The organism is Rodentibacter pneumotropicus DSM 21403 (genome assembly GCF_000379905.1).
In the GTDB taxonomy this organism is placed as follows: Bacteria; Pseudomonadota; Gammaproteobacteria; order Enterobacterales; family Pasteurellaceae; genus Rodentibacter; species Rodentibacter pneumotropicus.
Genome location: NZ_KB904045.1, coordinates 41335 through 66998 on the forward strand (window position 1 = coordinate 41335; position 25664 = coordinate 66998).

Annotated in this window: 32 protein-coding genes; 7 read left to right on the forward strand and 25 right to left on the reverse strand. The window is 38.7% G+C overall.

Annotated features, from left to right (window positions below; all coding sequences use genetic code 11):
* Positions 1 to 13 precede the first annotated feature (13 nt).
* The 6 genes from A3GE_RS0104090 (at position 14) to A3GE_RS0104115 (ending at position 8646) form a co-directional block, all read left to right on the forward strand.
* On the forward strand, positions 14 to 751 hold the full coding sequence (locus A3GE_RS0104090; RefSeq protein ID WP_026215382.1) for a TIGR01621 family pseudouridine synthase: 738 nt from the start codon (positions 14 to 16) through the stop codon (positions 749 to 751).
* A 225-nt stretch (positions 752 to 976) separates the two neighbouring features.
* Entirely contained in the window at positions 977 to 2182 is a 1206-nt protein-coding gene (locus A3GE_RS0104095) for a restriction endonuclease subunit S (RefSeq protein WP_018356004.1), read from the forward strand.
* Between the two features lie 12 nt (positions 2183 to 2194).
* The gene (locus A3GE_RS0104100) at positions 2195 to 5338 is read left to right on the forward strand and encodes a type I restriction endonuclease subunit R (RefSeq protein ID WP_018356005.1); all 3144 of its coding nucleotides are present in this window, start codon (positions 2195 to 2197) and stop codon (positions 5336 to 5338) included.
* Between the two features lie 12 nt (positions 5339 to 5350).
* On the forward strand, positions 5351 to 6985 hold the full coding sequence (locus tag A3GE_RS0104105) for an HsdM family class I SAM-dependent methyltransferase (RefSeq protein WP_018356006.1): 1635 nt from the start codon (positions 5351 to 5353) through the stop codon (positions 6983 to 6985).
* Between the two features lie 74 nt (positions 6986 to 7059).
* Positions 7060 to 7863 carry an exodeoxyribonuclease III gene (xthA, locus tag A3GE_RS0104110; RefSeq protein ID WP_018356007.1) on the forward strand — a complete coding sequence of 268 codons (804 nt, stop codon included), beginning with the start codon at positions 7060 to 7062 and terminating at the stop codon, positions 7861 to 7863.
* A 9-nt stretch (positions 7864 to 7872) separates the two neighbouring features.
* On the forward strand, positions 7873 to 8646 hold the full coding sequence (locus A3GE_RS0104115) for a TIGR01619 family protein (protein WP_018356008.1): 774 nt from the start codon (positions 7873 to 7875) through the stop codon (positions 8644 to 8646).
* Between the two features lie 112 nt (positions 8647 to 8758).
* Here A3GE_RS0104115 and A3GE_RS0104120 read toward each other — a convergent pair whose 3' ends face one another.
* From A3GE_RS0104120 to A3GE_RS0104175, 13 genes are all read right to left on the reverse strand, one after another.
* A complete protein-coding gene (locus tag A3GE_RS0104120) occupies positions 8759 to 9421 on the reverse strand; it encodes an NAD(P)H-dependent oxidoreductase (RefSeq protein ID WP_018356009.1) in 663 nt (220 codons plus the stop codon).
* Between the two features lie 90 nt (positions 9422 to 9511).
* Entirely contained in the window at positions 9512 to 10966 is a 1455-nt protein-coding gene (locus tag A3GE_RS0104125; protein ID WP_018356010.1) for a glycoside hydrolase family 32 protein, read from the reverse strand.
* Positions 10967 to 10973: 7 nt separating this feature from the next.
* The gene (locus A3GE_RS0104130; RefSeq protein WP_018356011.1) at positions 10974 to 11585 is read right to left on the reverse strand and encodes a glutathione S-transferase N-terminal domain-containing protein; all 612 of its coding nucleotides are present in this window, start codon (positions 11583 to 11585) and stop codon (positions 10974 to 10976) included.
* Positions 11586 to 11655: 70 nt separating this feature from the next.
* Positions 11656 to 12582 (reverse strand): aminoimidazole riboside kinase, encoded by a 927-nt coding sequence (locus A3GE_RS0104135; RefSeq protein ID WP_018356012.1) that lies wholly within the window; start codon positions 12580 to 12582, stop codon positions 11656 to 11658.
* 116 nt (positions 12583 to 12698) lie between these two features.
* The gene (gene tyrS / locus A3GE_RS0104140) at positions 12699 to 13886 is read right to left on the reverse strand and encodes a tyrosine--tRNA ligase (protein WP_018356013.1); all 1188 of its coding nucleotides are present in this window, start codon (positions 13884 to 13886) and stop codon (positions 12699 to 12701) included.
* A 166-nt stretch (positions 13887 to 14052) separates the two neighbouring features.
* Positions 14053 to 15087, reverse strand: coding sequence for a tyrosine-type recombinase/integrase (locus tag A3GE_RS0104145; protein ID WP_018356014.1), 1035 nt, complete (start codon positions 15085 to 15087; stop codon positions 14053 to 14055).
* A 10-nt stretch (positions 15088 to 15097) separates the two neighbouring features.
* A complete protein-coding gene (locus A3GE_RS0104150; RefSeq protein ID WP_018356015.1) occupies positions 15098 to 15340 on the reverse strand; it encodes a DUF4224 domain-containing protein in 243 nt (80 codons plus the stop codon).
* A gap of 224 nt (positions 15341 to 15564) precedes the next feature.
* On the reverse strand, positions 15565 to 15696 hold the full coding sequence (locus tag A3GE_RS12435; protein WP_018356016.1) for a hypothetical protein: 132 nt from the start codon (positions 15694 to 15696) through the stop codon (positions 15565 to 15567).
* 85 nt (positions 15697 to 15781) lie between these two features.
* Positions 15782 to 16135: a P22AR C-terminal domain-containing protein gene (locus A3GE_RS12470; protein ID WP_033259702.1), complete on the reverse strand. Its 354-nt coding sequence runs from the start codon at positions 16133 to 16135 to the stop codon at positions 15782 to 15784.
* A 59-nt stretch (positions 16136 to 16194) separates the two neighbouring features.
* Positions 16195 to 16443: a KilA-N domain-containing protein gene (locus A3GE_RS12475; RefSeq protein ID WP_306291838.1), complete on the reverse strand. Its 249-nt coding sequence runs from the start codon at positions 16441 to 16443 to the stop codon at positions 16195 to 16197.
* A gap of 247 nt (positions 16444 to 16690) precedes the next feature.
* Positions 16691 to 17068, reverse strand: a complete 378-nt coding sequence (locus A3GE_RS0104165; RefSeq protein WP_018356017.1) for a hypothetical protein — start codon at positions 17066 to 17068, stop codon at positions 16691 to 16693.
* Positions 17043 to 17234 (reverse strand): hypothetical protein, encoded by a 192-nt coding sequence (locus tag A3GE_RS0104170; RefSeq protein WP_018356018.1) that lies wholly within the window; start codon positions 17232 to 17234, stop codon positions 17043 to 17045. Before A3GE_RS0104170 ends, A3GE_RS0104165 begins: the two co-directional genes overlap by 26 nt.
* 134 nt (positions 17235 to 17368) lie before the next feature.
* The gene (locus tag A3GE_RS0104175) at positions 17369 to 17605 is read right to left on the reverse strand and encodes a hypothetical protein (protein WP_018356019.1); all 237 of its coding nucleotides are present in this window, start codon (positions 17603 to 17605) and stop codon (positions 17369 to 17371) included.
* An 11-nt stretch (positions 17606 to 17616) separates the two neighbouring features.
* On the opposite strand from A3GE_RS0104175, the gene A3GE_RS0104180 reads away from it, so the two are divergent.
* A complete protein-coding gene (locus tag A3GE_RS0104180) occupies positions 17617 to 17799 on the forward strand; it encodes a YegP family protein (RefSeq protein ID WP_018356020.1) in 183 nt (60 codons plus the stop codon).
* 107 nt (positions 17800 to 17906) lie between these two features.
* On the opposite strand, the gene A3GE_RS0104185 is transcribed toward A3GE_RS0104180, so the two are convergent.
* From A3GE_RS0104185 to A3GE_RS0104250, 12 genes are all read right to left on the reverse strand, one after another.
* Positions 17907 to 18188 carry a hypothetical protein gene (locus tag A3GE_RS0104185; protein WP_136125828.1) on the reverse strand — a complete coding sequence of 94 codons (282 nt, stop codon included), beginning with the start codon at positions 18186 to 18188 and terminating at the stop codon, positions 17907 to 17909.
* 5 nt (positions 18189 to 18193) lie between these two features.
* Positions 18194 to 18955 (reverse strand): hypothetical protein, encoded by a 762-nt coding sequence (locus A3GE_RS0104190; RefSeq protein WP_018356022.1) that lies wholly within the window; start codon positions 18953 to 18955, stop codon positions 18194 to 18196.
* Positions 18956 to 18998: 43 nt separating this feature from the next.
* Positions 18999 to 19451 carry a single-stranded DNA-binding protein gene (gene ssb, locus A3GE_RS0104195; protein WP_018356023.1) on the reverse strand — a complete coding sequence of 151 codons (453 nt, stop codon included), beginning with the start codon at positions 19449 to 19451 and terminating at the stop codon, positions 18999 to 19001.
* A 10-nt stretch (positions 19452 to 19461) separates the two neighbouring features.
* Positions 19462 to 20136 carry a Sak single strand annealing protein gene (locus tag A3GE_RS0104200; RefSeq protein ID WP_018356024.1) on the reverse strand — a complete coding sequence of 225 codons (675 nt, stop codon included), beginning with the start codon at positions 20134 to 20136 and terminating at the stop codon, positions 19462 to 19464.
* 253 nt (positions 20137 to 20389) lie between these two features.
* The gene (locus A3GE_RS0104210) at positions 20390 to 21040 is read right to left on the reverse strand and encodes a ribonuclease H-like domain-containing protein (RefSeq protein ID WP_018356026.1); all 651 of its coding nucleotides are present in this window, start codon (positions 21038 to 21040) and stop codon (positions 20390 to 20392) included.
* A gap of 125 nt (positions 21041 to 21165) precedes the next feature.
* The gene (locus A3GE_RS12115; RefSeq protein ID WP_018356028.1) at positions 21166 to 21321 is read right to left on the reverse strand and encodes a hypothetical protein; all 156 of its coding nucleotides are present in this window, start codon (positions 21319 to 21321) and stop codon (positions 21166 to 21168) included.
* A complete protein-coding gene (locus A3GE_RS0104225) occupies positions 21314 to 21532 on the reverse strand; it encodes a hypothetical protein (protein WP_018356029.1) in 219 nt (72 codons plus the stop codon). The genes A3GE_RS12115 and A3GE_RS0104225 overlap by 8 nt, the downstream gene beginning before the upstream one ends.
* On the reverse strand, positions 21519 to 21917 hold the full coding sequence (locus tag A3GE_RS11555) for a hypothetical protein (protein WP_018356030.1): 399 nt from the start codon (positions 21915 to 21917) through the stop codon (positions 21519 to 21521). The genes A3GE_RS0104225 and A3GE_RS11555 overlap by 14 nt, the downstream gene beginning before the upstream one ends.
* A 116-nt stretch (positions 21918 to 22033) precedes the next feature.
* The gene (locus tag A3GE_RS11750; RefSeq protein WP_018356031.1) at positions 22034 to 22639 is read right to left on the reverse strand and encodes a KilA-N domain-containing protein; all 606 of its coding nucleotides are present in this window, start codon (positions 22637 to 22639) and stop codon (positions 22034 to 22036) included.
* A gap of 231 nt (positions 22640 to 22870) precedes the next feature.
* Entirely contained in the window at positions 22871 to 24148 is a 1278-nt protein-coding gene (locus A3GE_RS11435; RefSeq protein ID WP_200873124.1) for an SIR2 family protein, read from the reverse strand.
* Positions 24149 to 24907: 759 nt separating this feature from the next.
* Positions 24908 to 25207, reverse strand: coding sequence for a hypothetical protein (locus A3GE_RS0104245; protein ID WP_018356033.1), 300 nt, complete (start codon positions 25205 to 25207; stop codon positions 24908 to 24910).
* Positions 25208 to 25460: 253 nt separating this feature from the next.
* On the reverse strand, positions 25461 to 25664 hold a 204-nt coding region (locus tag A3GE_RS0104250; protein WP_018356034.1), incomplete at its 5' end, for an ATP-binding protein.

A 25664-nucleotide genomic window follows, 5' to 3' on the forward strand; every position in this document is an offset into this window, starting at 1 on the left:
TTTAACTGCACTTATGAAACTAGATATTATTTTACAAGAACCGGATTTTATCATTATTTACAAGCCTTGTGGCATTAGCGTGCATAAAGACTGCTCAGACGTTGGTCTAACCACGTTGCTTGCCGAACAATTAGGCGTACCGCAAGTTTGGTTGGTACATCGACTGGATAAAATTACATCAGGGCTATTAATTCTTGCCTTAAATGCAGAAAGTGCGGCTGAATTTTCACGACTTTTTGCCGAGCATAAAATTAAGAAAACCTATCTCGCATTAAGCCATCAAAAGCCAAAAAAGAAACAAGGTCTGATTATCGGTGATATGAAAAAGGCCCGTAACGGTGCGTGGAAACTTTGCCAAAGCAAAGAAAATCCGGCGATTACCCGATTCGAAAGCGTCAGCTGCGAACCGAATTTACGCCTGTTTTTCCTCAAACCCCAAACCGGCAAAACCCATCAATTGCGTGTCGCCATGAAAAGCCTTGGCAGCCCGATTTTAGGTGATGATCTCTATGGCAAAAACACGGCTGAAATTATTCACAAACTCGATCACTCGTTTGTTCACCTCTCACGAGGACGTTGGCAAAGCCAACGTTCAAAAAATGTTGTTTTTTGTGACCGCACTTATTTGCACGCTGCAAGGTTGGAATTTGAATTCCTCGGTGAGAAATTTGATATAAAGGCAATGCCGAAAGAGGGGGAGTGGTGGCAAAGGGCGTCTGTGCAAAATATGATTTTGCAAGGTGAAATGTAATTGGTAGAATTTGCAGGTTTTTGCGGCATTATGTCGCAGTTGTACAAATTTTATTTTTTTGTAGGGACACACTGCGTGTGTCCGTTATAAAGTTAAATTATTTCAATATGTTAGGAACGGAAACACGCAGTGTGTCCCGATTCATTGAAATGACGATTTTGTGCATTGGCTGAATAATATTGCACTTTTTAGTGAAAGTGCGGTTAGTTTTATAAGAGATTTTCAATGACGATAAATTATAAAAAATTCGAGTATGCGGATGTGCAGTTTATTGACGGTGATCGTGGGGTAAATTATCCGAGTAAAGCTGATTTTACTAAATCAGGATATTGTTTATTTTTGAACACTGGGAATGTTACCTCCGATGGGTTTGATTTTAGTAATCTAGATTTTATTTCAAAAGAACGTGATGAGCTTTTAAGAAAAGGCAAAGTTGATGTTTATGATATTGTTTTAACTACGCGTGGAACGGTTGGAAATGCGGCTTATGTTTCAGACAATATCCCATATAAACATATTCGTATTAATTCAGGAATGGTTATTGTTAGAGCAGATCAAAATAAAATAGATCCTTATTTTTTGTATTCATTTTTCCGTTCTCCGTTATTTAAAAAACAATGTCTTAGTAATGGTTCTGGTTCAGCTCAGCCACAGTTACCTATTTCGGCATTGAAAAATATTGTTTTTCCTGATTTCAATTTAGTAACCCAACAAAAAATCGCCAATATTCTCTCAACTCTCGATCGAAAAATCGCCCTGAACCAACAAATCAACCAAAAGCTCGAAGCGATGGCGAAGCAGCTTTATGATTATTGGTTTGTGCAATTTGATTTCCCTGATGAAAATGGCAAGCCTTATAAATCTTCAGGCGGTGAGATGGTTTGGTGTGAGGTGTGGAAAAGGGATGTGCCGAAAGGCTGGCGGACAGCCAATCTAGCTGAATTAATTGAGCTGAAAACAGGGAAGGAAGACGCTAATTTTTCCTCTGAAAATGGACAATACCCATTTTTCACTTGTAGTGAACAAGTTTCAAAATGTGCTCAATATGCTTTTGATGAAAGAACAATATTGCTTGCAGGTAACGGTTCATTTTCTGTGAAAAAGTTTCAAGGAAAATTTAACGCTTATCAGCGAACTTATTTAATAACTCCCTTTGATGAAAAATTATATATGCCAATCTATTTTGTAGTAAAAGATAGCATTAGGAACTTTATTTCAGGTTCTAGAGGATCGATTATTAAATTTATTACAAAAGGTGACATTGAGAATCTTAAGATCACGATTCCTTTAAATGGAAATTTAGGGTTTGCAAAAATATTGTTAGTATTTTTTGAAAAACAACAACTGCTTGATAGTGAAACCCAAAAACTCACTCAACTCCGTGATGTTCTTCTCCCAATGCTAATGAATGGGCAAATTTTCGTGGAATAAAAAGGATATTTTATGGCGTCTAATTTTAATGAAAAAACGCGTGTTCAAGTACCGGCGGTGGTGCATTTATGCCGTTTAGGGTATCAATTTCTTTCCCTAAAACAGGCGAACTGGGACATTGCAACCAATATCTTCACTGATATTTTTAAACAAGCCGTGGCAAAAATTAACCCGAATTCCACCGCACTTGAGATTGAGCAAGAATTAAGGGATTTGAGCATTTCCCTTAAAAATGAAGATTTGGGCAAAGCCTTTTATCAACGCTTGGTGCAAACCGGCGGTGTGCGCTTGATTGATTTTGACAATATTGAGAATAACCAATTTCATGTAGTGCAAGAACTCACCTGTGGCGATAAAGAAGGAGACAATTTCCGCCCGGATATCACTTTGCTGATCAATGGTTTACCGTTGGTGTTTTTAGAAGTGAAGCGCCCGAATAATCCAAAAGGCTTAATTGCAGAAGCGGAGAGAATGGAATATCGTTGCCAAAAGGCGGCTTTCCGACCTTATCTTAATGCCACACAGTTGATGATTTTTTCTAATAATCAGGAATATCTTGAATTTGATCCTTATAAAACTCAAGGGGCGTTTTATGCCACGTTAGGCAGAAAAGGCGTGCAATTTAATTATTTCCGTGACGAAAATGAAATTTTGAACGAACAAGCCCTCGAACGCAATAAATCCTTAATAGAAATTCCAGAAGCAGAATTAAATCGGATTTTATTAGATTTTAATGCTCCGACTTTAAAAAACGATGCGCAATTCAACACGAATCTCAATTTCAATACGCCAACTCATCGCATTTGTACGGCATTATTAAGCAAAGATCGCTTGTTGTTTTTGCTGAAATATGGCTTGGTTTATGTGGATGAAACAACCGGTTTAGAAAAACATGTAATGCGCTATCCGCAACTTTTCGCCGCAAAAGCGATTATGCGTTATTTAAATGCAGGTAAACAAAAAGGCATTATTTGGCATACTCAAGGCAGTGGCAAAACCGCCTTGGCTTATTATTGCACCCATGTGTTGAGGGATTTTTATAAAACTAAACAGGTGATCCCCAAATTTTATTTTATTGTGGATCGCATTGATTTGCTGGAACAAGCGAAACGGGAATTTGTAAGCCGTGATTTACAAGTCAATACGGTAAATAGCCGTGAGGAATTTGCCAAAGCCATGAAAGAAAATGCCGCTTTAAGCGGTGTGGATGGCAAAGCTGAAATTACCGTAGTAAACATTCAAAAATTCCAGAATGTGGATGTATCAGACATCACCAAAGATTATGACATTAACGTGCAGCGCATTTTTTTCATTGATGAAGCGCATCGTAGTTTTGGTAATAAAGTGATGGAAGTCAGCCGTTTTCTTACTAGTTTAATTAATGCTGATCCTTGTGCCGTGCATATCGGTTTAACCGGTACGCCGTTATTAGGTGGGGCGAAAAATCGCATTGGTTCAACAGCAATCTTTGGGGATTACATTCACAAATATTATTACAATCAATCCATTTCCGATGGTTATACTTTGCGACTGATTAGGGAAGAGATTGAAAGTAATTACAAAGCAGAATTAAGCAAGGTGCTTGAAGAATTAAAAATTCAGAAAGGTAGCTTCAAAGGGCGTTCAGTTACTTGCCGTCGTCGTTTTGTGGAACCTATGCTGGATTATATTGTGCAGGATTTTGAGAAATTCAGAAAACAGAAAAATGATCCTTCATTAGGGGCTATGGTGATTTGTGACAGCAGCGATCAGGCCCGTATGATGAGTTTTGTATTTAACGAAAAATACGCCGAACATAAACAAGATTTGTCTGCTTATCGGGAAAAACTCGCTGAAAATGATCCGCACTTTGAGGGCGATTGGCGACAAACAGCAGACCCAAGGTCTTCGTACGCACCCTCACACGAAAGAACAGTAAAATCAGCAGCGTTGATTTTATCGGATGAAGGCAATAAACAATACCGTAAAGATTTGGTGGAAGATTATAAAGCCGCCAAGATTGATATGCTTTTTGTTTATAATATGTTGCTCACCGGATTTGATGCTAAACGTTTGAAAAAACTTTATTTAGGACGAGTGGTGAAAGAGCATAATTTATTGCAAGCTCTCACTCGTGTGAATCGCACTTATAAAGATTATGAGTTTGGCTATGTTGTGGATTTTGCAGATATTCAGTCAGAATTTGATAAAACCAATGCAGCTTATCAAGCCGAATTGCAAATGGAACTGGGTGATGAAGCGGAGCATTATTCGCAATTGTTTAAATCACAAGAAGAAATTGATGCCGATATTAAATCTATTAACAATGTGCTATCTGTTTTCACTACTGAGAATGCTGAAATTTTCCGCCAAGAAATTGATGATATTGATGAAAAGCCTAAACTGTTGGAATTAAAACGGACGTTAGAGCTGGCAAAAAACCTTTATAATCAACTTGCCATTTCAGATAAATCGCAATTAGGCAGGCTTCAGTTTGCGCAATTGAATTTGCTTTATCGACAAGTAATGGACAGATTAGGTGCGATAAATTTAATGGAGCGAATGGACGATGGCGATATGCAGGGCGTGCTGAAGGAAGCTTTAGAAAATATTTATTTCACCTTCCATAAAAAGGGCGAAGCGGAATTGAGATTAGCGGATAGCTTGCAAACTCAAATGCGTAAAACCCGTGAAGAAATGGCACAGAATATTGATCCAAAAGATCCGGAATATGTCTTGTTGTTGGATGAATTAAAGCGTTTGTTTGAGAGCCGCAATGTAAAATCGGTAAGCCAAGCAGAAATGCAGGAGCACATTCATATTTTGAAAGAAATTGAGACTAAGGTGCGACGAATGAACGCTGAAAATGCCCGCCTAGCTTCTAAATTTGAAGGCGATGCCAAGTTTGTTCGAGTATTTAAACAGGGCATTAAAGATTTTGGCTTAAAAGCAAGTCAGTCAGATTTTGTGAATGGTTTGAAGCAAATTAAATTTAGTAATGATCAATTTGTATTGAATCAAGGGCAATCAATTCAAACAGCACAGACCTATTTTGAAAAAGAAAGTTTGAGACAGCTTGTTAAGCTTACCGATGAATATCATCTACCATTAGACGTACAAGCGATTAAGAGATTGAATAAATTGATTGTTGATGAATATGTCAGCGCTAATTATTAACTGAGAAACAAAATGACAGAACAAGATTTTCAACTTAAAACAAAAGAACTTATTGATAGCCTAAAAGCCATTTGTGCGAACTATGGATTAGGTAATGATGGCAATGAATTTAAAATTATTACACAAGTTTTCTTGTATAAATTTTTAAATGACAAGTTTGCATTTGAAATTAAAAAGCGATATCCGGAATTGGCAGAAGCTGAAAACTGGGAGAGGGTTTTAACTGAAAAAAGTGCTGATTATTTTGAATTTCTGACAATGGGTTTAAATGCTAATACCGCCATTTTGAAACCATCACAGTTTATCAGCACATTATTTGGTCAATCCACTCAGGATGATTTTGCTACGATTTTTGATAAAACTTTAATTGATATTGCAATAGAAAATGAATCGATCTTCTCAGTAAAAACGGAAGGAGGGGCAAAAATTAATTTGTTTGAGCGTTTAAGCCAATATATTGCCGATCCTTCTAAACGCGATGCATTTTGTCGCGCTATTATTAATAAGCTGGTGGAATTTAGTTTTGAGCATATCTTTAATCAAAAATTTGATTTTTATGCCACGATTTTTGAATATCTCATTAAGGATTACAACACCAACTCAGGTGGTAAATATGCGGAGTATTATACGCCGCATTCCGTAGCGCGTATTATGGCGGCAATTTTAGTACCGGAAGCTGAACGTGGAAAAATTCAAAACGTGACCTGTTATGATCCTTCTGCGGGTTCAGGTACGCTATTAATGAATATAGCCCATGCCATCGGAGAAGATAAATGTACGATTTTTACGCAAGATATTTCGCAAAAATCCTCTAATCTTTTACGTTTAAATTTAATCTTAAATAACTTAGTGGCAAGTATTCCAAATGTGGTGCAAGGTAATACCATGACACATCCTTATCATAAAGAAGATGAGAGATTGCGTCGATTTGGGTATATTGTATCCAATCCACCCTTTAAACTTGATTTTAGTGAAGATCGCGAAGAGCTTAGTGCTTCAGCTCACAAACCTCGCTTTTTTGCTGGGGTGCCGAATGTGCCTAAAACAAAAAAAGAAAGTATGGCGATTTACCAGCTTTTTTTGCAGCATATTATTTATTCATTAAAAGAGAATGGAAAAGCCGCTATCGTTTTGCCAACAGGTTTTATCACTGCACAATCTGGAATTGATCGAAAAATTCGTGAGCATTTGGTAGAAAATAAAATGTTAGCGGGAGTAATTTCTATGCCCTCTAATATTTTTGCTACTACTGGGACGAATGTATCGATTCTATTTTTAGATTGTGCAAATAAAGAGAATGTAGTATTGATTGATGCAAGCAACCTAGGTGAGAAAATTAAAGAAGGCAAAAATCAGAAAACAGTATTATCCAAAGAGGAAGAGCAACGTATTGTGGATGTATTTAACCAGAAAAAAGCGGAAGAAGATTTTTCTGTAGTTGTATCTTATGACGACATTATCGCCAAAAATTATAGTTTTTCAGCCGGTCAGTATTTTGATGTGAAAATTGATTATGTAGATATTTCTGTTGAGGAATTTGAAAAACGTATGACAGAATTTAATGCAGATTTGACCGCACTTTTTGATGAGGGTAAAAATCTAGAAAGACAAATTCAGCAACAATTAAAGACCTTGAGATTTAACTAACTAAGGGCGAATTTGGCGAGATACTGTATAATACACTGCGTTTTTTCCCCTCTTTTTTACAAACAGGAACTTCAATGAAATTTATTTCTTTTAATATTAATGGCTTGCGTGCTCGTCCCCATCAGTTAGAGACAGTGATTGAAAAATACCAACCGGATGTGATTGGTTTACAGGAAATTAAAGTAGCGGATGAGGCTTTTCCTTATGAAATTACGGAAAATTTAGGCTATCACGTGTTTCATCACGGGCAAAAAGGACATTACGGCGTGGCGTTATTGACCAAGCAAGAACCGAAAGCCGTTCGCCGTGGTTTTCCAACAGATGATGAGGACGCTCAGAAACGCATTATTATGGCGGATTTGGAAACGGATTTTGGTTTGCTGACGGTAATTAATGGCTATTTCCCACAAGGCGAAAGCCGTAGCCACGAAACAAAATTTCCGGCAAAAGAAAAATTTTATGCAGATTTACAGCGTTATTTAGAGCAAGACCATGATAAAGCCAACCCGGTTTTAATTATGGGGGATATGAATATCAGCCCGAATGATTTGGATATTGGTATTGGGGAAGAAAGTCGCAAGCGTTGGTTGCGTACCGGAAAATGCTCGTTCTTACCTGAAGAGCGTGAATGGTATCAGCGTTTATATGATTATGGCTTGGAAGACAGTTTCCGCAGATTAAACCCAACCACAAATGACAAATTCTCGTGGTTTGATTACCGTTCAAAAGGCTTTGATGATAATCGTGGGTTGCGCATTGATCATATTTTGGTGAATCAAGTATTAGCAGAGCGCTGTGTTGATGCCGGCATTGCTTTGGATATTCGGGCAATGGAAAAGCCTTCTGATCACGCACCGATTTGGGCGGAATTTAAATAGGACGAAAACATGGATATGGCAAATTGGCAGAATTATCGTTCCAGCGTGAATGGTATGCCTGCTGTGTTTACTGCAAATATTGAAAACCTCGATAAATTTCATGGTAAGAATTGCAATAAAATTGTGCAATTCGCCATTAATTATGACAGTGATGAGAGCGGGCTTCCGTCAGAAGAGGAGTATGATAAGCTCATTAATCATATCTTCAAAACTTTGGCACAATTGACCGCACTTCCGAATGTATTTTTTGCCGGACATTTTATCAGTAACGGGCAGGCTAAAATGCATTTTTATTGTGAGCATTCGGAAATCTTACTTGAAACCTTATCACAAATTGATTTTGTGGAAGAGGTGAGTGTTCAAGATGATCCGAATTGGGATATTTATTTTGACTTTTTACTCGCCTCTCCCCTTGAGATCAAAATGAATGCCACTGAAGAACTACTAGGTTTATTGCAAAGTAAAGGACGTGATTTAAGTGATACTTATTTAGTGGAACATAGTTTTCACTTTGATGAGGAACAAAAGATGTTTCCTTTTATGGATGAATTGAGTCTGGGCGATCATTCCTTTGCGACATTGCAATATTCTGCACAACCTATTCAGTTTAACGAGGATGATGAGCCTTATTATCTCGTGAAACTTGAGCAAGAACTCTCCCTTGATAATGGCGAAATTTTTGAACAAGTGGAAAAATTTGAAAAGTTAGCCCAACAATTTATGGGCGACTATATTGGTTGGGAATGCGATAGTTTGATGGATGATAGTAAACAGTTGAATTAACCTACGCATCTGATCTCCCCCTCCCGTAAACGGGAGTGAGAGGGGCACTATTTTTTAGTTTTCCTCTCTAACGGGAATTGCCCTCCCACAAGCGGGTGAGAGGATTAAAATTTTATTCTACCCAAGTGACAATTTCATCCATGGTTTTGCGGGATTTCTTCGCAATATCTCTGGCACGATAACCGAATGTTGCCGCAACAGATACAGCGTATTCATTCGGATCGAACAATCCCTCTTCAGCAAGGGTTTGATTCATTAAATCATAATGGAAACCTTCAATCGGGCAAGAATCGATCCCCATCGCAGCGGCACCTGTCAGCATATTGGCAAGCGCGATGTAGGTTTGTTTGCTACACCAATCAAATAAAGTGCGGTCACTTTCCAGCAATTTCATATCGTTTTCTTGCAGGGTTTTGTATTTTGCTAAGGCCTGTTGCTGCTGTTCTTCAGTCAATCCCTTTCTGGTCATCACATCCACAAAAAACGGGCTATCGTAACGGGCATTTTTCTTAGCAAGCAAAATCACTACATGGCTACAGTTATCCAACTGATTCATCATTCCCCAGCTAAAGGGCTTGATTTTTTCACGTAACGCTTTGTTTTGAATCACTAATATTTTCCACGGTTCTGATCCCACAGAACTTGGTGAAAGACGGGCACATTCTAAAATGGCATGGAAATCTTCATCACTGATTTTTTTGCTAGGATCATAATAACGGGTTGAGCTACGTTGATTGAATAATTCAATAATTTCTTGAGCAGTAAGTTTTACCATATTTTTCCTCTCTTTAAAGTTTTTCAGTTCAGCTCTATTTTAGACAAAATGGAATGTCTCAGGCTTTTACCGATTTGGATTAGATGTTAATTAAACATAGTCGATTTTTTTCGGAAAGCCAAGCTCAATGTTTAAAGTGCGGTCTGTTACAACAATATTTTCTCGATTTTCAATAAAAAATCTTGATGTCATTGTTTTTTCGCCATTATTCAAGAAAATTTCCACAATCGATCGATCAAAGAAAATTTCCACTGTGCGAAGATTATCTATTTCACAATAGCGTTGCTCACCGAATTTCTTCATTAATTCTGTTTGTTCCGATTGGCTGCGATCCAAGCAAATTAAGCCGTTTTCATAGGATAAGCCCAAGGTATCGCCTTTTTCATTGGTGAAGAAAGATAATTTGAACGGTAGATTTTTTGCATCAAATTTTAAATAGGCACGATCTAAATGTTCTATCGTGGTTTTTTCTTGCAAAGTTCGTGCGGAAAGTGCGGTCATATTTTCATAAATTTTGGCAATCGGGCGTTGATAGATCCGATGGTTTTCAATACGCACTTCTCGTGGCATGGTGAGGGCAGAATGCCATTTGAATTTATCCGTTGGATAAGTTAAATCCGGCAAGCCGATCCAGCCAAACATTATCGTGTTTTTTTTATTTTCTAAACCGCCAAAGGTTTGAGGGGCATAGAAGTCAAAACCCTGATCAAGTTCGGCAATGTGTACCGCTTCCAGTACATCTCCGTTTAATTGCCCAATGGCATAAGTGGCGTGATAGTTATTTTGGAATTGATGTGTTTCACGGCCTTTGCCTTGTGGAGACCAGATGAAAATATCTTTATCGGCTAATTTCAGTAAATCAGGGCATTCCCACATAAAAACATTGTGGTTATTAAAAGCAGGAATAGACAATTCGCCGATTAAGCGTGGCGTATCATCCAAATGAGCCATTTCAAAAATAATGGCGGTGCCGGTAAGATTTTCACGTTGTGCACCACAGACAAAACGGATTTTTCCTTCTTTTGTGAGGTAAGGTTTCGGATCACGCACGTGTTCGGTATAGCCTTTGGGTGCATTTTCGATTAATGGGCGTTTGCTCAGCAATTTTCCGTCTAAATCAAAAATTGCCAGATTTTGATAAGGCACACGTTGGTTATCACTTGTGCGACGGGTATTGCCGGTATAAAACATGGCTAATTTATCGCCTACTTTTAATGCGCCACCGGAGTAGCAACCATGGGATTCAAATAATTCACAAGGAATTAAATTATCGGCAGTTTGATACGTTTGGAAATCATGGGTGATGAAATGTTTCCAATGTTTCATTCCGTGTATGGCATCGAAAGGAAACCATTGATAGAAAAGGTGATATTTTTCGTCATCAAAAATGAGCCCGTTCGGATCGTTTAATAGCCCCGTAGGTGGTGCAAGGTGGTAGGCAGGATAGAAATGTTTATCGCTTTCCACCGTTTTACGTATTGTATCAAGTTCGTCTCGTTCTGCTGCGAGAATACTTTTGTATTTGCCGTTGTTGAAGATAATCATTGTTGTCCTATTTTGGATAAGTTTTGTTTAAACAAGCATAGCGGGCGTTCATTTTTTCCGCCCACGATTTTAATGATTCTATAACGGGATGCTTTGTGGCGTATGTCCAATCTTTACGAAAGAGTAGAAAATCAATAGCGCACACCGTGTTTAGCGTACCGATATTGAGCTCTTCACCGAATAAATCAATGGACTGTTGAATGGCTACGAGGCTTTGTTCAGTTCGTTGGAAAATTTGTTGATGGCGTTCTATCCACCATTCCGACTGAGGGCGTAGGCGTTTTTCCGGTATAACGGATATTTCATTTTCTAAAATACCATCAGCTAAATAATGTAAGCGGAGAATTTGCCAACGTTGCTCACCCTCACCATAAAGGGAAGGTTGTGAACCTAAATGATCGAGATATTCTGCAATCAACGAGCTGTTATATAGCCATTCATTATTTGCCGTTTGAAGTGCAGGTAGGCGTCCAAGGGGATTATCTTGATTGTGTGGTGAATGTTTATCCATTCCGCTTGTTGTGGGTAATAATTCAATTTGATTTTGTAATTGGTGATAATGAATCACACTACGTACTTTTCGAGCGTAAGGGCTGGAATCGGAATACCATAGCTTCATAAAAAATACCTCCATTTATGACCGCACTTAATAGAAGAGTGTATGAAATATGAACTCACATATTTTCAGATTAATTTGTCAAAAATTCAGCTAATTGTGCTTTATTTGGTAAAGCTGACATTGCACCCTTTGCGGTTGTCGCTAGCGCACCACAAGCATTCGCTTGACGTATAATTTGCACCAGCACATCGTTGTCTTTCCAATTTTCGTGTTGAGAAAGTCCCGCTAATAATCCGCCTACAAAGGCATCGCCCGCCCCGGTGGTATCAACGGGTTTTAGGGCTTTACCTGCAACTACATCTTTTTTGCCGGCAAGATGATATAAAGCTCCTTCTTTGCCAAGGGTGACGATAATTAGTTTTTCCGGATAAACTGCGGTGATTTTTTCAAAGGCTTTTTCAAGGCTGTTCGTATTGGTTAAAAGGGTGAGTTCTTCCTCGGAAAATTTCAATACATCTGCTAATGCCACCGCTTCCATCACAACGGTTTTCATTTCCTCTAGGCTAGACCATAGAGATTCACGTAAATTTGGATCGAAAGAGAAGAATCCGCCTGCCACCTTAATGCGGCGGATCGCTTCAAAGGTTGCTTCCCGTGATGGGTTATTAATGAGAGCGATAGAGCAGCAATGTAACCATTCACCGGATTGGAATGGCGGTAGATCACTGGTCTGTAGAAATTGATCGGCACTCGGATTGACCATAAAAGTGAAACTGCGTTCACCGTTGTCGAGTCCTACAACCACGGTTGAGGTTCGATGTTGTGGATCTAAAATCATATGTGAGATATCCACATTTTCGGCATTTAAGGTTTCTTGCATAAATAGACCGAGCGGATCTTTTCCGACACGACCAATAAAGGCACTTTCGCTCTCTAAACGAGCGACACCCACTGCAACATTTGCCGGCGCGCCGCCTGCACAACGTAAATAATGATTTTCACCGTCCGGGATGAGATCCACCACTGCATCACCGGTTACCCAAATTTTATGGCTCATTGTAACTTCCTTATAAAATATACTCGGGCATAAAATTTTATGGTTTTCGCCCTATACTCATTCATTTTAGAAAATAACCGCACTTTTTAAAGTGCGGTTATTTTTTGTTATGTTTATTATTCCACTGTCACTCGTGCAAATTTACGTTTACCGACTTGGTAAATATTTGTACCTTTTGGCGCATTTTCTTTTACATTACCAATTTTTTCACCATTGATTTTTACGCCCCCTTGTTGGGCGGAACGAATAGCTTCAGAAGTGGAGGGCACTAAGCCCGCTTCTTTTAATAAGGTTGCCAAACCTATTTCACTGCTAAAAGTAAATTCCGGCATTTCGTCCGGCATTGCGCCTTTTTGGAAACGATTGATAAATTCTTGTTCCGCCGCATTGGCAGCTGCTTCATCGTGGAAACGGGCAATTAATTCTTTCGCGAGTAAAATTTTCACATCACGTGGATTTTTGCCATTTTTTACATCGACTTTTAATTGCTCAATTTCAGTTAATGGACGGAATGAAAGCAGATTATACCAATCCCACATTAACTCATCGGAAATAGACATCACTTTACCGAACATATCATTTGGCGCATCGGTAACACCGATATAGTTTCCAAGGGATTTTGACATTTTTTTCTCACCGTCTAAGCCCACAAGCAATGGCATGGTGATTGCCACTTGCGGTTTTTTACCGGCTGATTTTTGTAATTCACGGCCCACCAATAAATTGAATTTTTGATCCGTGCCGCCAAGTTCCACATCCGCATCAAGTGCCACGGAATCATACCCTTGTAACAGGGGATAAATAAATTCGTGAATTGCAATGGGTTGATTATTGGTAAAGCGTTTTTTGAAGTCATCACGCTCAAGCATGCGAGCAACCGTATAATTGCTCGCAAGGCGAATCATCCCTTCCGTACCTAATTGACCTAACCATTCGGAATTGAAGACGATTTTGGTTTTTTGTGGATCAAGAATTTTGAAAATTTGTTCTTTATAAGTTTCCGCGTTGCGTAGTACGTCTTCACGACTAAGGGGGGGGCGGGTTGTGTTTTTGCCGGAAGGATCGCCCACCATACCGGTAAAATCACCAATTAAGAAATGAACATCGTGACCGAGTTGTTGGAATTGGCGTAACTTGTTGAGCACCACAGTGTGCCCCAAGTGGATATCCGGTGCGGTAGGATCTGCGCCTAATTTTACTTTTAGCGGACGATTTTCTTTAAGTTTTTCGATTAAATCCGCTTCGGAAAGAATTTCATCCGTGCCACGCTTAAGTTCTGCGAGAACAGTATTAATATCAGTCATTGTTTATTTCCTAATTATGATTTTGAGATGGTTTATTATAGGGAATCTAAAAGATTTGTGAATAAAAAAAATGATGTTTTTAGTGCGTTAAAAACTCATTTTATATCAAGGTGTTATGAGTGATAAATCATTGAAGTGTTCCGAAATTCTGGATAGTATTCCGAAACTATACTTTAGTCGGTAAGATAATTTTATCTTTTCGGATGTAACGTTTTGTCATTTGTGGGGATGTGTGACCGAGTTGTTTTTGTGCTGTTTCCGTATCGGAAGAAAGGAATTTATCTGTACCGGCTTTAGCCCGTAGATCTCGAAACTGAACGGCTAAGATTTCGTCAGCATATTCTTGAAAGTGCTTAGCTGCCCTTTCTCTTATTTTAGCAAACCAGTTAGATAACGCAGCTCGACTTAATTTTGCTCCACGTTTATTACAGAACAGATACTCTCTATCTTCCGATAACCTTCTGTTGAAGATCTCTTTTAGTTGCCCTACTACGGCGATCCGCATTCGTTTCTTTGTCTTTTTCTGAACAATGTACAATTCATCATCAATAATTTGTTTTTTCTCAATGCTTACTATATCAATTGGTCTTTGTCCTGTAAGGTAGGCTACATCAATAAGATCACGAAGTTGCTGATCGGCGAAATAATAGATTTTTTCTAAGATTCGATCTTCTATATAGATTTCTCTGAATTTTACCTTGTATCGCTGAATCCCTTCGCTTGGACAAGGGAATCTAGTATAGCCCCACTCACGGGCTTTCATCCAAATGTGGTGGAATAATGCAATTTCATTATTGGCTGAGGCTGTGTAATTTTTTCTCCAATCTAAATATTGTTTGATATGCTGAGGTTCAATTTTATCCAGTGGTGCGGGAGGGTTGCCAAAGAAAGCAAGTAGATTTTTTAGATTTACTCGATTGGCTCTTTGTGTATTTAACGCTTTCAATGGTATGACTTCGTTTTGATACCGTATTGCGACTGTCACAAAGGTGATGACTTTCTCTCTTATCTTCACCACGTCACAGTTTAGCCTTGCCGTTTCCAATACAGCTAAATATTTGTCCATACCGAGCGGCTTTTCTTTTTTATCACTCATTACATAATAGTAATATGTGACAATTTTCCCATTCTTTCTTTGACGTTTTCGGCAAATTAGATTTTGTGGTAAGCCTTGGTTTTCTCTTTTGCGTGGACGGGCCATAATTCATCTCCTAAACTTGTAATACGGCAGGTCTCCAAGGGATTTCTTCGTGGCGTTGAGATTCTGCATGAGTAATTGATCGTGATTTAGCTTTGTCATAATCTCTGCGAACAATAGGGTAGCCATGGGCGTTTTCTTTGAAGGGGATTCCCATTGCATTGAGTTGTTCAATAATGAGTGATTTATTTTTTCTTCCCGTTAGAAACTCAATTTCAGGCTTGGAAAGAAAATCTTCGTAGATATTGATTTTCATATTTCCTCCATCATTTCAAAATATCCGGCACTTCAACAACTTTTAGCTGTTACGGTGTTACATCTTTGTAATTAAGTCAGTATTGGACGTGCGCCCTAGGTGAGGGTTTTTCTTGTTTCCATGACTACAAGCCATTCTCTTCGGAATTGGCTTTCAAGCACAATGTACCGTTTGCCGTTTATAACTTGTAATTCTTGTGGCATTTGTTCCTCCAAATAAAAAACCTAGATTTCGCTAGGTTGTGTGATTTGGTGTTGAATAATCCTTCCATCGTAATCATTACCGAGTTCTAAATGCCATGCCAACCTGATAAACACGAAGGCGTGCAGGGCGATTTTTATTCTCTTTATGCTCATTTTCTGTTCCTTTTGCTGAATTTAGGGTGCAAGAAACCGCCACAGGATTTTCACGGGGAAAAGTGTGGTCGGTTTTAATTAAGTTTTAGATTACTTGGTAGTTATTGGACTTTGGATTGTAATTGTTGAGATGTTTTAGCTCCCACCAATTACTCTTATAGTCGTATTGGAAACTGGCTGTGAGGCGTTTCAGGAACTTATGCACTTCCCGAATGGTGTGTCTATTCGTAGGCTTGTCCGTAGATTGCACCGGAATATTTTGACCGATAGTTTCCATTGCCGGATAAATCATTCGGCAGGTTTCTGTGCCTCGTGAAGCGATGAACCATACCCACGGTAACAGTTGTAATTCGTGTTCGGTAAATTCAAAGGTGAATTTCTTTTCCGGCTCGGGTAGGGTAAGTTGTTGCATTTTTTGCAACTGCTCATTTTTGTGCATATTCAAAAATACCCGTAGAACAACTAAATGAAATTTCGGGCTGATCCACATTGCGTAGGCTAAAATGAGTTCTTCGCAGGCGTATGTGCTTGGATTTTTACCACCTCGAATAGTTTAATCGCCAAAGTAGGAATTCCTACTTTGCTTTCTTGCTCTATTTCCGCAATAAGATCTTTGGTTTGTTGGTTTGATAAAAATAAAATGGGTTTATGTTTTGCTTCACCGCCACTGGTTTTGTGTAAGTCGGTTAATGAATATAGGTTTTCAAAAGTGCGGATAGATTTTGATAAGATTTGTAAATTAGTCATTTTGACTGCTCCTAGTAGATTTTCGATAATTTCACCCAATTTCGACATTAGGTGGTCGGGAGGTTCGAAAGCCTTCTACTAGGTTGAGGCTGGACGTATTTCCTTACGGTATCGTATTAGTCGCCCTCCCGACATATCAGGATTACGATATAAAAAAATCGCCTTGTGGCGATTAGTGAACTATCCGCCTAGTAGAAAAAGGTTTCGACACCTTGAGGCGGATAGTATAAAGTGTTGGGGTTGTCAATTATCTATTGCGTTTTAAAAATGCAATAGCAAGTGAACCGATACAAGTACTGGCTATAATCCAAGAAAGTTTTTCATAACCATTCATTGCGGCATAAATTGAACCATAAATTCCGCCAGTTGCAATACCTGCGGCAAGTAATAATGCCCCCATTCTTTCTATAAAAGTAAACCAGTCAATTTTGACTTCTCGTTTACGGCGATTTTCAGCTTCTTTAGTAGTTTGTTGAACTACAAAATCAACCACATCAGGGCGAAATTGATGTAGTCGTTCAAGAGCATTAACATCTAAAATAGGGCTGTCCGTTTGGCTATGTGATAAATGGATTTCATTGCCTGTGGCATTTTTTGCCTTAACTTGCGTATTTTTGGTTGCCATATTTTTGGATATTGCGATTAAGATTTGATGTGACAGTTTTAACATCGCCTTTTAATTTTTGGCGATCAGCCTTAAAACCATTGTGTGTTGATGGATATTGTGCAGGGCTTTGCATAACCGCACCGACAACATCTAAGTTTGTTAAGCGTTTAAGTAAAGCGACCATAATTTTACCTTTTATATTGACCGGTTGCTGTCACCAACCATGTGTAAGTGTGGTTATCTTAATCCGAGTTAGAGCGGTTTGTCAAATTTTTCAAAAACAAAACCACTTATTAAAATGTGAGATATGCCTCAAAATTAAAATGATTTTGTTGAAGATGAAAATCGCTGTGCTATTCTCTTGATCGCCTTTGCTAACCACGAGGTATCTTTTATCGGAATGTGAATTGATTGCGTAATTTCGCCTTCGTAGGTTGCTTGGGAAACCGCCTTTATTTTTTCTTTGGCTTGCTTTGGCGTATCAGCAAAGATATTGATAACCCAAGTTTGACCCTCAAAATGATAAGTAAAGGTATATTCTTTCATTTGGTGCATAAGGAGCTCCTATGTATTTTGAAATTTATAAAGATGCGAAAGGTGAATTTCGCTGGAGATTGAAAGCGGGTAATCACCAATCTATAGCGACAAGTGGTGAAGGCTATACAACAAAGCAAAGTTGCCAGCACGCCATTGGAGTTATTAAAACTGTAAATGAACAAACAGAAGTTAAAGACTTGACTGTTGCTTAAAATTTAGCCCTGTAATAACAGGGCTTTTATAAAATGAAACTGCACATAAGAGTGGTTCGTTTAATTACTTTCGGTTTGTATCAATAACCGGCAACTCAACAAACGCATTAAGCGGTTGTGGTGTCGGTTGGTGTCGGTTGGTGTTGATTGCGGCGTGTTTCTATCCAATCCAACAATTCTTTAAATTCATCATAATAACGGGCTTGTTTTGTTGCCTGCTTGATGATGAAATCTCGTTGTTCGCTGTCTAAAAGCAGCCAGTATTTTTTGACTTGTTCGATTGCTCTCTGTCGTTCATTGTCTGAATTGGTGTTGAAATTGTCATAAACATATTTGCCAAACAATTCAGCGAAAAACGAATAAGCAATGCTGATATGTATTTCGTTCATTTTATTCATCCTCCTAAAATTCGACTTTTCGCAACTTCGATTAATAACCCATACTCTCGCTTGGTTTTCTCATTGTGTACCTCTGCGGATTCCGCTAAAAACTCTTCAATCGTTCCGGTAAAACAACCCCGAGTAACGATTAATCCGTCCTTGCCATTGAATACCGTAAGCGTACCGTTTTTTGAACCCACACTGCTTGCCCAGAAAATCATTCTACATTCGGAAATGTTGGCAAAATTTCTTACACAAGCATTACCACACACCCGAGCATCTCCGTACACCTTAGCATTACCGTACACCTCAGCATTACCGTACACTTCAGCATCTCCGGACACCCAAGCATCACCGTACACCTTAGCATTACCGGACACCCAAGCATTACCGTACACCTCAGCATCTCCGTACACCTTAGCATTACCGTACACCTTAGCATTACCGTACACCTTAGCATCTCCGTACACCTCAGCATTACCGTACACCTCAGCATTACCGTACACCTCAGCATCACCGAACACCCAAGCATTACCGTACACGTTAGCATTACCGTACACGTTAGCATTACCGGACACCCAAGCATCGCCGGATACCATAGCATCGCCGAACACCCAAGCATCACCGGATTGAGCTAAATTTTTCTCAGCCTCGATATAGCCGCCAAGTTCACCGGCTACGATTGCACCAAAAGAAATTAATGCTCTAATTCGGTAGAGGGTTATTCCAAAATATTCTTTGGTGTCGTCTTTTAATAGTTCATATTTTTTCGTCATTTTATTTACCTATAAAAAAGCCCACGGAAGTGGGCGGTGTGGTTCAGAATGGAATATCGTCATCAAGATTATTCATCTGTTGGCGTTCTTCATCAGAATAGCCGTCCCATTCTTTTTGTTGAGTCGGTTTATTTTGTGTTTGATTGTTGCCGTTTCTATCTTGTGAGTTGCCTAACATTTGCAAAACATCACCTTGAATTTCTGTTGTGTAGCGCTCTTGCCCGTTTTGGTCTTGCCATTTGCGGGTACGCAGGCGACCTTCTACATACACTTGCGAACCTTTATGCAAATATTCGCCATAAATTTCCGCTTGACGGCGATAGAACACGATGCGGTGCCATTCGGTAATTTCACGACGTTCACCTGTATTGCGATCATTCCAACTTTCACCGGTTGCAACACTTATATTAGCGACGGTATCACCATTTGGCATTGTGCGAACATCGGGAGCGCTACCTAAGCGACCCACAATAATGACTTTATTTACTCCTGCCATTTCATCTCTCCTAAACCGTTAAATTAAATAAGCATTCATCATAGAAGCTGTTGTAAGAATCAATCAGATTCGGGTATTTTTTCTCTAGCCACGGCATTTGTTTGCTGTATAGATCTTCAAGTTCCGGTTTACTTTTACATTCACGCAAGCCGTCTTGAAGTTTTTCCCACGTTGATTTTTCTGCTTGGGTAGGCGGTTGGTCAGGTGGCGTAGAGTTCATATTCTGCTTCGTTGAGCTGTTTGAGTTGGGCGGCAATTTTGGTTTTGGGGTTTCTTTGCTGTCTTCTTCATTCGGCAAATCTTCACCGGCATAGATGTAATGTCCTAAACCGCACATTGCGATCGCTTTAGCAAGACAACGCATATAGGCTTTGTTGATTGCTATTGCATCAGGATTTTTAATGGATTTATTTAAGTGATCCATTACCGGTAACCACATATAACGGCTAAATTCTTCTTCGCCTTCTTTAATGGTGAGGGTTATGCCCACAATCACCGAACCATCGGGCAGATGCCTATCATCGTGGATAACGTAGGTAGATTGGGGAAAATATTCCATCAGCACGCCCCAAGCCCACGCCCAAGAGAGATAGGTGAGGGCATATTTCCCCGTGCCTTTGGCTTCGGTTTTGTCGTTTACGTTGATTGTTGAAAGCGTATCCCACGCTTTTTGTTGTAGACTCATTGTTTTTTCCTTATTGTTGAATGTGAGAAATTTTCCCATCGTAGTCGTGGGGGAGATCCAGTTGATATGCGCTGATAATCACGAACACGCCAAGCACGATTTTTAAACCTTTTTTGAACATTTTTTCTTCCTTTTGCTGAAATTTGGGTGAGACAAACCGCCACACGATTTTCATGAGGGGAAAAGTGCGGTCGGTTTTGATTAAGTTTTAGAATAAGTGAATTAATCCGAAAGGGCGGTGGGTGTCAATGTGTTACTCCATAAAATTCATTCGTTTATAAACCTGTCTTACCCGCTCAACATCTTTGGCGCAATATTCAGCGACTTCGTTGATTCGTCCATCTTGCACCGCTTGCCATACTTTTGAGCCGTCAATATCGCCCTTTTGCTCAATGCCTAGCACTTTGCAGAGCTTGTCTAGTGATGGGGATTTTTCTCTGTTATAACCGCACCATTCCAACATCGTGTCGTAAGTATTGCGGTTATCTATTTTGTAATAAGGCTTAACGCCATTGATGATATGACGATGCCACATAAATAAGCCGTCAAATTTGGCCAGGTTATGTCCGATAAATTTCGGCACGGTTTTGCACTTATTGACTTCCGTTTTGAGATAGTCGTTAAAGCGGGTTAAAATATCCCATTCTCGGTCGGGTGATTGCCAATCTTCACGATAGAATGTTTGCACCGGCTCATCATTAATTGAAACACTAATCGCCACAATTTCCCCAAATGCGCCATCAAGCGAGGTTTTATTTACAGCTTCTGCTTTATTTTCTTCCAACCACTTCGCAATGGTTTCTTCGTTTTTGTAGTTTGCCGGTGCTTTTAAATTCTCACAAACATAGGCTTGAAAGTCTGTGTTTTGAGTTGGAATGGTTTCAATGTCAATGTAAACGTTCATATTCAATCCTTAAAATGGCATTTCGCCATATTCTTCAAGTAAAGCCTGTAAATCTTCGGGTTCGATAATGTGGAAGTTAAGTAAATCTCGAATCTTATTGAGAGATTCTTGTTTGGTTTCATCTGTCATTGCAGCACCTCCCATATCACCTCACCGTTGTAGTCGTTATCATCTTGCCAATCGTAAATATCCGGTTCGGGCTTGCCTTGTGGTTCGTCAAACTGGTCGTAATAATCGTGGTCGCTGCCGCATTCCCACGGAGAGTAGTATCGTTTAGCCATTTTTCTCTCCCCATTTATACTTTTTCTTTGTCACATTATTTAATACTTCAAGCCGTTTCTTGCGCTTGTCGATTTCAAGCCGGCAGAACTCCTCATCACAATGATTCTGACTTCGCCAAGTTGCTTTACCATTCATAATTTCAATGGCAACAAATCCCAAGCCTTTTGGATGAGGTTCAACCCTGTAATCTCGTCTTTTATTGCTTGCCACGGTCGATTTCCTTTTGCTTTTGGGCTGTGTAGTGGAGTAGCGCCTGTTCTGCTTGTGGGGTTAAATTTGGTTGCCAATCGCCATTTTCCTCATGCCAAAGTTTTCGGGCTTCGGCTCGGGCTTGTTGGCTTATTTGCTCGCTGAGTTCGTGATTGTGCCAGTCTGTGGGATTCCCCCACGCTTGTGAGACACTAAAAACGACAATCAATACGGCTGCGGTAGTGAGTAGAATAAGGAGACATTCGCCAAGAAAGGCGAGAAATTCAAGAATAGATTTGTGCATAGTGGTGTCCTTTTTTGGTGGCTCGTTGAGAAATATGGTGCGGGAACGCATAGCAGGTTGTTCCGGTTTCTTTTTTCCGGTTCGTTTTTGTCGTTTGTTCATGTTGTTTCCTTTTTAATCGATTTGCTGAATTTAGGGTGCAAGAAACCGCCGCAGGCTTAAAAAAGCGCGGTCGGTTTTGGTTGAGTTTTAATCAAGTAACTGTTGAAAGGCTTTGACTAATGCCAATCGTTTGGTATTAGATTGAATAAACTGTTGGCTTTTGCCATTGTTTGTTCAAGTGGGTATTTAAAATTGTAGAGATACTGCCCGCCAATTTCACTTTTCATTTGTTTTGGAATGTTAGTGCCACGTAGTTTTTCTTGCATTTCGTGGGCTTGGAAACAAAAGCTATACATTCTGATGAAAAGGGCTAATGCTTCTTCGCTTTGGGAAATGTTATCAATACGGTAATCAGGCTCAGGCAAAGCGAGTTGTTTTGGTTCATTCCGGTGCATTGCCAAGAATGCCCGTAGGACGACTAAATGAAATTTAGGGCTAATCCAAGTCGCATAGGCTAAAACGAGTTCTTCGCACGCGTAGGTTCCACCGTGTGTACCTCGTAGGGTTTTTAGCGGTTGTACTGCTGGATCTTCTTTTTGGATTTCTTCAATCAATTCTTTTGTGCTATCTAGGCGAAGAAATAAAACTGGTTTATGTTTTGCTAGATTACCACTTGCTTGATGACAATCATTTAAACAATGAAGATTTCCAAAAGTGCGGATAGATTTTGATAAGATTTGTAAGTTTGACATTTTTTTATGCTCCGAATGTTTTGTGTTCATTCGATCACTTTTGTAGGGTGATCGGGCTTCAACAACCGCATTCGGGCGGCGGAACTTATTTCCACGAGGGTATTTTATTAGGTTCTCTCGACCCGATCATTGAAAGGTACAGATCCGTACCTTTTAAATTTTGAGCATAAAAAAACCGCTATGCTATCGGGTGCGGACACCGCCGAATGTTTTGTTGTGCGGTTATCTTAATCCGAAAGGGCGGTGGGTGTCAAACAAAAACTAGAGCAATGGTTCGGTATTATTTATCATGTAATCATACAAACATAATAGTCGACGATAGTGAGTAGAATCTTTATCTGAATGATTTTCAAGATATTGTTTGCATTCATCTAGAGAAATATTACGTCTGTATACTTCAATAAAAATAGCTCCTTCCTTAGCTGTTGTGGATATATCAGAATTATCAAATACAGCACCAACAGACGTATTAAATGTTGTGTGTCTATCTTGATTTCTAGAGATAAATTTAGTTAATTTATTTTTCTGATATTGTTTGTATTGTTCAATGTTTAGTAATTCTGGACATATTTTACTAAAGGAATGGATAGGGAAAAAATCACTGCTTCTAATCCTTTGATGATTTAATAGTTTAATTAAAGGTACATTTTCTTCTTCAATGATAGAAAAATAATTTTTCATCATTTCTGTTGCTTTTTGATATTCATATTTAATTTTTTCTTTTGCTCCAATAACAAGAATTTTTTGATCGTTTCTTAATAAATCAATATCCTCAGTTATACTGACTTGAATATCACTTCCCGTAACAATATCAGCCATTACATTTTGAACTTTTCTTATATCCATTGCTGAGACAGGTAGCATCAATTCTGAAATTGCTTTATAGATTTGAGCGTAATTATCTGTTTTTATTTTATTAATACGGATAGTCGAATAGCCCTCTAAATCTATATCGTGTTCACAGACTTCTGATGAATTAGAATCTGATTGGTACTCCACAAGTAAGAAGTTGTCTCTTATCTTTTGGGCTTGTTCTGAATTTGGTTGAACATAAGTAAAAATGGTTTTTAATAAAGATTTTATATTTTCATCGCTAATACTATAGCCAATAAAAATTATTGGGTTATGTATAAATAGAGAAAGTAGCTGTGCTCTAATAAGTTCATAACGCTTATTAAACTTTTCATAATCTTGCTCAGTAATAATCATACTTTCAGGTGCGGTAACACAGCCGTGAATTTTGTAAAGTGAGCCATAAGGATTACTTAATAGAATGTCGTTTCCAATAAGAGGATTGAATTCAAATATACTTTCAATAAATTGATCGTAATTAGTTGTAATAATTGACCCTATATTCTTTCTAGCCTTTTTCAATAAGGTTATTTCATCATCAAGTTTTGGATTTTTTCTTCTTATTAAGTCAGATAGCGTTTGAGAGAGAAAAATTTTAAAACGAGATACTTCTTTATGTTGTTTAGCCAACTCAAAAAAAGTGTCATTTACTGGTTTCAATGTTGAATGGTTACGATCTTTTTGCAAAAATTCAGTAAATCGTTTCTCAAGAATAGTAGCGATTTTATCGAAATGTTTGTGTTGATGCTCTACCTTTAACTCTAAATATTGCTCATCAGTATTGTCAATTTTTTCAGCAACATATTTTAGTAAAGAGTCCAGCTATAGGAGTTTTCTAAGTAACGCAAACTAAATCCAGTACCTATGAAGAATACAGGGTGATTTTTATATGATTTGATGAAGTCATTGATGTTCATTTTTCGGAGTTTGTTAAGCATACGGTATCTCTAGTCTATCAATTAGTATCGATAAGATCGATATGATTTTTTGTACATAGAAGCCCACCTGTTACAGTGGGCAAATAACCTAAGGAACGATGGTTAAACCATCAAAAACCGCTCTCGTGGAATAGATTCAAGAAGATTGGGCGAATTGTTTCGCACGGTGTTGAGAGCGGTTTTGGGTGGTTGCCTTTTTTACAGAAAGGCTAACTGGGTTTATATGCTTTTCCTTGCTAATATCGGCTTAAAGCACGCAGTATCTCCGATTCCAAGTAGTGACAGTGCCTGAATCTGCTTTAGTTTATAGCTTACCTTAGCTTTTTATCTATAAACCATAGAGTGTTTTCGTAGCTCTATCAAATGCCAAGGGTTACGGTATATTTCTTTTTTTATTGCCGCCTTGTTAGTTATTTTCCAAAATAACAATCACAGTCTCTCTCACTACGAGTCATCGGCTCCGGATAAAATATACAAATACCTTCTGTTCGGCTGGCTGTAATGACAGCTAAATTCTAATTAATTCTCTAACGCTCATTCTTCGCTTTTCTTTGGCTCGGACGGTGTTTGTTGTTGCTTTGCCTTTTACGCAGTTGTAATTAGCAACATCAATTAATTTTTTCTCTCTGCCGGCAAGGCGAATTGCACTATCAACCTTACTTGGTTTTACTACCGCCTTTTCCCAAAGTGCGGTCATTTTTCGGGACTTTTCAAACATTCTTGTGAGCCGCCCTTTTTTGCCGGTATTACGGATTTCAGGACTATCACTGTATTTTTTTGTATTGCGTAAAATTGTGATTGTTGCCATTTCTGACCCCTTTTCTCTCTTTTCCATTGTTTACCGTACTTAATGTGATAATCCGCTTAATTCGTCAAATTACATTGCTTTGTAATGGTCAAATCAGTTTCAGCCAAATTAAAAGAAAATGCGGTAAACAATGAAAAACATTGCGCTTGTTACCTCAGCCACTCACGCCTAGCTTGCGTACCCGTTAGGTGTCAATGATCTTCCAAAATTGAACCACAAAGATCCTTTAAAAGTGATCCACTTTTATTATTTCTTAATTACGATGTTTAAATCGATAAGATTCATTACCCGTTTCTAAAATATGGCAATGGTGAATTAACCTATCTAAAAGTGCATTTGTCATTTTTGCCTCAGTAAATAGGGTGCCCCACTCTGAAAACTCAAGGTTTGTCGTAATGATAACACTGGTATTTTCATGAAGTTGACTCATTAAATGAAACAGTAATGCCCCACCTTT

Coding starts and splice junctions, on each gene's coding strand:
- A3GE_RS0104090 (WP_026215382.1), top strand. CDS start 14: ATGAAACTAGATATTATTTTACAAGAACCGGATTTTATCATTATTTAC.
- A3GE_RS0104095 (WP_018356004.1), top strand. CDS start 977: ATGACGATAAATTATAAAAAATTCGAGTATGCGGATGTGCAGTTTATT.
- A3GE_RS0104100 (WP_018356005.1), top strand. CDS start 2,195: ATGGCGTCTAATTTTAATGAAAAAACGCGTGTTCAAGTACCGGCGGTG.
- A3GE_RS0104105 (WP_018356006.1), top strand. CDS start 5,351: ATGACAGAACAAGATTTTCAACTTAAAACAAAAGAACTTATTGATAGC.
- xthA (WP_018356007.1), top strand. CDS start 7,060: ATGAAATTTATTTCTTTTAATATTAATGGCTTGCGTGCTCGTCCCCAT.
- A3GE_RS0104115 (WP_018356008.1), top strand. CDS start 7,873: ATGGATATGGCAAATTGGCAGAATTATCGTTCCAGCGTGAATGGTATG.
- A3GE_RS0104120 (WP_018356009.1), bottom strand. CDS start 9,421: ATGGTAAAACTTACTGCTCAAGAAATTATTGAATTATTCAATCAACGT.
- A3GE_RS0104125 (WP_018356010.1), bottom strand. CDS start 10,966: ATGATTATCTTCAACAACGGCAAATACAAAAGTATTCTCGCAGCAGAA.
- A3GE_RS0104130 (WP_018356011.1), bottom strand. CDS start 11,585: ATGAAGCTATGGTATTCCGATTCCAGCCCTTACGCTCGAAAAGTACGT.
- A3GE_RS0104135 (WP_018356012.1), bottom strand. CDS start 12,582: ATGAGCCATAAAATTTGGGTAACCGGTGATGCAGTGGTGGATCTCATC.
- tyrS (WP_018356013.1), bottom strand. CDS start 13,886: ATGACTGATATTAATACTGTTCTCGCAGAACTTAAGCGTGGCACGGAT.
- A3GE_RS0104145 (WP_018356014.1), bottom strand. CDS start 15,087: ATGGCCCGTCCACGCAAAAGAGAAAACCAAGGCTTACCACAAAATCTA.
- A3GE_RS0104150 (WP_018356015.1), bottom strand. CDS start 15,340: ATGAAAATCAATATCTACGAAGATTTTCTTTCCAAGCCTGAAATTGAG.
- A3GE_RS12435 (WP_018356016.1), bottom strand. CDS start 15,696: ATGAGCATAAAGAGAATAAAAATCGCCCTGCACGCCTTCGTGTTTATC.
- A3GE_RS12470 (WP_033259702.1), bottom strand. CDS start 16,135: ATGCACAAAAATGAGCAGTTGCAAAAAATGCAACAACTTACCCTACCC.
- A3GE_RS12475 (WP_306291838.1), bottom strand. CDS start 16,443: ATGACTAATTTACAAATCTTATCAAAATCTATCCGCACTTTTGAAAAC.
- A3GE_RS0104165 (WP_018356017.1), bottom strand. CDS start 17,068: ATGGCAACCAAAAATACGCAAGTTAAGGCAAAAAATGCCACAGGCAAT.
- A3GE_RS0104170 (WP_018356018.1), bottom strand. CDS start 17,234: ATGGTCGCTTTACTTAAACGCTTAACAAACTTAGATGTTGTCGGTGCG.
- A3GE_RS0104175 (WP_018356019.1), bottom strand. CDS start 17,605: ATGCACCAAATGAAAGAATATACCTTTACTTATCATTTTGAGGGTCAA.
- A3GE_RS0104180 (WP_018356020.1), top strand. CDS start 17,617: ATGTATTTTGAAATTTATAAAGATGCGAAAGGTGAATTTCGCTGGAGA.
- A3GE_RS0104185 (WP_136125828.1), bottom strand. CDS start 18,188: ATGAACGAAATACATATCAGCATTGCTTATTCGTTTTTCGCTGAATTG.
- A3GE_RS0104190 (WP_018356022.1), bottom strand. CDS start 18,955: ATGACGAAAAAATATGAACTATTAAAAGACGACACCAAAGAATATTTT.
- ssb (WP_018356023.1), bottom strand. CDS start 19,451: ATGGCAGGAGTAAATAAAGTCATTATTGTGGGTCGCTTAGGTAGCGCT.
- A3GE_RS0104200 (WP_018356024.1), bottom strand. CDS start 20,136: ATGAGTCTACAACAAAAAGCGTGGGATACGCTTTCAACAATCAACGTA.
- A3GE_RS0104210 (WP_018356026.1), bottom strand. CDS start 21,040: ATGAACGTTTACATTGACATTGAAACCATTCCAACTCAAAACACAGAC.
- A3GE_RS12115 (WP_018356028.1), bottom strand. CDS start 21,321: ATGGCTAAACGATACTACTCTCCGTGGGAATGCGGCAGCGACCACGAT.
- A3GE_RS11555 (WP_018356030.1), bottom strand. CDS start 21,917: ATGAACAAACGACAAAAACGAACCGGAAAAAAGAAACCGGAACAACCT.
- A3GE_RS11750 (WP_018356031.1), bottom strand. CDS start 22,639: ATGAACACAAAACATTCGGAGCATAAAAAAATGTCAAACTTACAAATC.
- A3GE_RS0104245 (WP_018356033.1), bottom strand. CDS start 25,207: ATGGCAACAATCACAATTTTACGCAATACAAAAAAATACAGTGATAGT.